The following is a 4,345-nucleotide window of genomic DNA, read 5'->3' as shown; positions in this document are numbered from 1 at the left end:
AGTATTACTTCATCTATAAACACGTATTCACTCCTTTTTTATATATTCTTCTCTATATATAAACTCTATTTTTTATATTACTTAATCATTACATTCTACACTTTTTTATAAATTTTTGCAATGAATTTTAATTCTTAATAATTTAATTTTTTATTTTTTTTCATTAAATGGATTTGGGGTACTTGTAACTAAAAATTTAACTATATTATTTGTTTCATTTGACCAATTATGTGAAATTTCAGAATTATAATGAGCTGAATCTCCAGGATATAAATTGAATTTTTCTTTTTCTAAATTTAAAGTCAAAATACCTTCTAATATAAATATGAATTCTTCTCCTTCATGTCCGTACGTTTTTATCTCTTCTGATTTTTTCATAGGTTGAATTTGAACTAATCTTGGACGCATAACTTTATCCTTCAAATTAGCTGATAAATTTTTAAAAATAAATCTATCTTCGATTATTTTTTCTGTTTTTTGATTATAACTTCTCAATACTACAGATCCTGTTTCTTCTAGCTTCTGAAAAAAATATGATATTTCTTTATTAAAAATACTAGCTATTTTCTCTAGTGAATCTATAGCTATTGTACTTAAACCCCTCTCTAATTGTGATAAAAATCCAACTGATAAACTGGTTTTTTCTCCTAATTCTTTCAATGTAATTTTATTTTCAATCCTTAATTTTTTTATTTTCTGCCCCAATGTATCCATATTTCCAAACCTCTCTTTGCTATTTCTTTCTTATATATAATAACATATTTCACTTTTTTTTTCTAATTTCAAAATTTAGTACAAATGTCATATTTTTTCATTCAAGTGAAAAAAAAACTCTTTATTTCATAAATATGAATTGCTTTTTAAAAATGTTTCTTGTATAATTGTCCTATTAAGTGTTCGTAGGGGGAATATTGTGAACGGAAAAGGTGCTGCAAATAGAAAAAAATCAGTTTCTTTAGAAACTTTTGTTGCTCTTGGTGGATTTATTTTATTATTTGGTTATTTGGGAAAGGTTATGGGACTTAGTATTGTTTTCAGTGTTATGATGAAAACTGGACATGATGTTCTGATGAATACTTCTTTCTATATTATGGCTGTTGCTATTTTAGCTGGAGCTGCTGCTGGTATTATGTCAGAATTCGGTATTATTGCTCTTGTTAATAAAATTATATCACCTATTATGAGACCTGTCTTTGGTTTACCTGGTGCTGCTGCATTAGGGGCAGTTACTACATACATATCAGATAATCCTGCTATTTTATCTCTTGCTGCTGATAAAGGATTTGACCAATATTTTTCAAAAGCTGAAAAAGCAACTTATACTAATCTTGGAACTACTTTTGGAATGGGACTTATAGTTACAGCTTACATGCTTAGTCTTGGTAGTGAATATTTTCCAGCTGTTCTTATTGGTAATATAGGAGCTTTTATAGGAGGAATTGTTTCTGTGAGAGTTATGCTTGTTATTGCTAAAAAATATTATGGAAAAGAGGATGAGAAGGTTGTAAATAATGACGAATTCTCTCAGACTAGAGAAATTAGAAGCGGTGGAGCTTTTGAAAGATTTATGGCTGCTCTTATGGATGGTGCCAAATCTGGTGTTACATTAGGATTAGCTTGTGCTTCTGGAACTGTTTTAATTTGTACTTTAGTTATGATTTTAACATTTGGTCCTGCTGGCCCTAACGGAGAATATTTAGGAGTTGCTTACGAAGGGGTTAAACTTTTACCTAGAGTTGGAGCTCACTTTTTACCTATTGCCAATTTACTTTGGGGATTCTCTAATCCAGAATTACTTGCATATCCCTTTACTGCTTTAGGTGCTGTTGGAAGTGCTATGGGATTAACTAAAGGATTTATTGACGCTGGATTGGCAAATGCTGGAACTGTAGCTACTTTTACAGGAATGGGAATATGTATGAGTGGATTTTTAAGTACTCATATTGGAATGCTTAATACATTGGATCAGAATCAATTTACAAAACCAGCTATTCTTTGTCAACTTCTTGGTGGGGCTGTTGCTGGGGCTGCTGCTAATTATCTTTTTAAACTATTTTTAATGTTTTCATAAATTTATTTTGGGGGCTTTATGAATTTACCACATATTATCAATATTCAAAAATACTCTTTACACGATGGAGATGGAATTAGAACTACTGTTTTTTTTAAAGGATGTCACTTAACTTGTATTTGGTGTCACAATCCAGAAAGTCAATCTTTTACTAAAGAGTTTATGTTTAGTAAAGAAAAATGTAAATCTTGCCTTTCTTGTATTAAAAGATGTCCTAGTAAGGCAATTGCAACAACTCACGGCAAACCCTGTACTAATACGAAATTATGTACACAATGTGAAACATGTATAGATTTTTGTCCATACAATGCTAGAGAATTTATTGGTGAACAAAAAAATATAGACGAACTTTTTAAAGAAATTGAAAAAGATAGAATTTTTTATGATCAATCTTATGGAGGTGTTACTCTTTCTGGGGGTGAAGTAATGGCACAAAATATAGAATTTATTCTTCCCTTAGTCCAAAAACTTAAAAATAGAGGATACAATATTGCTATTGATACTTGTGGTTTTGCACCTTTAAATAACTATTTAAAAATTTTGCCATATATTGATACTTTTTTATATGACATTAAACTAATTGACAATCAAAAACACCTTAAATATATGGGGAAAAGCAATGAATTAATTCTAGATAATTTAAAAAAAATTAGTGATGAAGGAGCTAATATAAATATTAGAATTCCAGTAATTGGTGGAGTTAATGAAGATATTAAATCAATGCTAGATATTATTGATTTTTTAAAAGAAAACATTAAAACTTTTAAAATAAATTTATTGCCATATCATAATTTAGGAACAAGCAAATATGATAAATTAAATTTAAAATATCAAGGAGATTTTTTAACTACTCCAACTCCTGATTATATGGAAATATTAAAAAAATTGTTTATTAATAATGGATTTTCAAATACAATTATAGGGGGATAAATTATGAAGCTTAGAGGTATGAATGAAAGAGTACAAAAATTAAGACAACAAAGTGTGGAAGCTCCAGCACATATATATATTGAAAGAGCTAATTTAATGACTGATGCTTATATGAAATATGAAGGAAGTGTTTCTATTCCTGAATTAAGAGCTCTTGCTTTTAAACATTTTATGGAAAATAAAAAACTTTGTATTAATGATGGTGAACTTATTGTAGGAGAAAAAGGAGATGCACCACAATCTTCACCTACTTTCCCAGAATTGTGTTGTCATACTTTAGAAGATATGCACATTATGAATAATCGTGAACTTATTGGTTTTGCTGTTACAGAAGAAGATTTAGAACTTCAAAAATCTAAAATTATTCCATATTGGGAAAAACGTTCTGTTAGAAATAAAATAATAAACTCTGTATCCCCTGAGTGGAGAGAATGTTATGAAAGCGGAATTTTCACAGAATTTATGGAGCAAAGAGGACCAGGTCATACTGTTGCTTCCTTTGAAATTTATACTAAAGGTTTTAATGACTACAAAAAAGAAATTGAAGAGGAAATTAAAAATCTAGATTTTGCTACTGATGTTAACGCCCTAAAGAAAAGGGAACAATTAAACTCTATGAGTATAGCATGTGATGCTATTATAATTTTAGGTAAAAGATACTCTTTACTTGCTAAAGAATTAGCAGAAAAAGAAAGTGATCCCATCAGAAAAGAAGAGCTTTTACAAATTTCTAAAAATTGTGAAACTGTTCCTGCAAATAAACCTGAAACTTATTGGCAAGCTATTCAAATGTATTGGTTTATCCACCTAGGTGTTACAACAGAATTAAATCCTTGGGATGCTTATAGTCCTGGTCGTTTAGATCAACATTTAAATCCATTTTATTTAGAAGATTGTAAAAATAATATTTTAGATGAATATAAAGCTAAAGAATTACTTGAGTGTCTATGGGTAAAGTTTAATAATCAACCAGCACCTCCTAAAGTAGGAGTTACTTTAAAAGAAAGTAGTACATATACTGATTTTGTTAATATTAATAGTGGCGGTATAACTGCTAATGGTCAAGATGGAGTTAACGATATTAGTTATTTAATTTTAGAATGTATGGATGAAATGAAACTTCTACAACCTAGTTCAAATGTTCAAATTAGTAAAAAAACTCCTAAAAATTTCTTGAAAAAAGCATGTGAAGTTTCTAGAAAAGGATGGGGACAACCAGCTTTTTATAATACTGAAGCAATTATTCAAGAGCTTTTAAATGCTGGAAAAACTATTGAAGATGCAAGACTTGGCGGAACAAGTGGATGTGTTGAAACTGGAGCTTTTGGTAGTGAAGCATATATA

4 protein-coding genes are annotated in these 4,345 nt (G+C 29.2%); 3 read left to right on the top strand and 1 reads right to left on the bottom strand.

The window, feature by feature from the left end:
• Positions 1 to 150 precede the first annotated feature (150 nt).
• On the bottom strand, positions 151 to 714 hold the full coding sequence (locus tag Q0V09_RS08280) for an XRE family transcriptional regulator (RefSeq protein WP_297488418.1): 564 nt from the start codon (positions 712 to 714) through the stop codon (positions 151 to 153).
• A 199-nt stretch (positions 715 to 913) separates the two neighbouring features.
• On the opposite strand from Q0V09_RS08280, the gene Q0V09_RS08275 reads away from it, so the two are divergent.
• The 3 genes from Q0V09_RS08275 to Q0V09_RS08265 form a co-directional block, all read left to right on the top strand.
• Positions 914 to 2,071 (top strand): hypothetical protein, encoded by a 1,158-nt coding sequence (locus Q0V09_RS08275; protein WP_297406964.1) that lies wholly within the window; start codon positions 914 to 916, stop codon positions 2,069 to 2,071.
• 18 nt (positions 2,072 to 2,089) lie between these two features.
• Positions 2,090 to 3,001 (top strand): trans-4-hydroxy-L-proline dehydratase activase, encoded by a 912-nt coding sequence (locus Q0V09_RS08270; protein WP_297406965.1) that lies wholly within the window; start codon positions 2,090 to 2,092, stop codon positions 2,999 to 3,001.
• 3 nt (positions 3,002 to 3,004) lie between these two features.
• The coding region (locus Q0V09_RS08265) for a pyruvate formate lyase family protein (RefSeq protein ID WP_297488415.1) at positions 3,005 to 4,345 on the top strand (1,341 nt) is incomplete at its 3' end.

This window comes from uncultured Cetobacterium sp., assembly GCF_947039425.1.
Taxonomy (GTDB): Bacteria; Fusobacteriota; Fusobacteriia; order Fusobacteriales; family Fusobacteriaceae; genus Cetobacterium_A.
The sequence above is the reverse complement of the archived record's forward strand: the minus strand, read 5'-3'. Positions and strand labels throughout refer to the sequence as shown.

Coding starts and splice junctions, on each gene's coding strand:
- Q0V09_RS08280 (WP_297488418.1), bottom strand. CDS start 714: ATGGATACATTGGGGCAGAAAATAAAAAAATTAAGGATTGAAAATAAA.
- Q0V09_RS08270 (WP_297406965.1), top strand. CDS start 2,090: ATGAATTTACCACATATTATCAATATTCAAAAATACTCTTTACACGAT.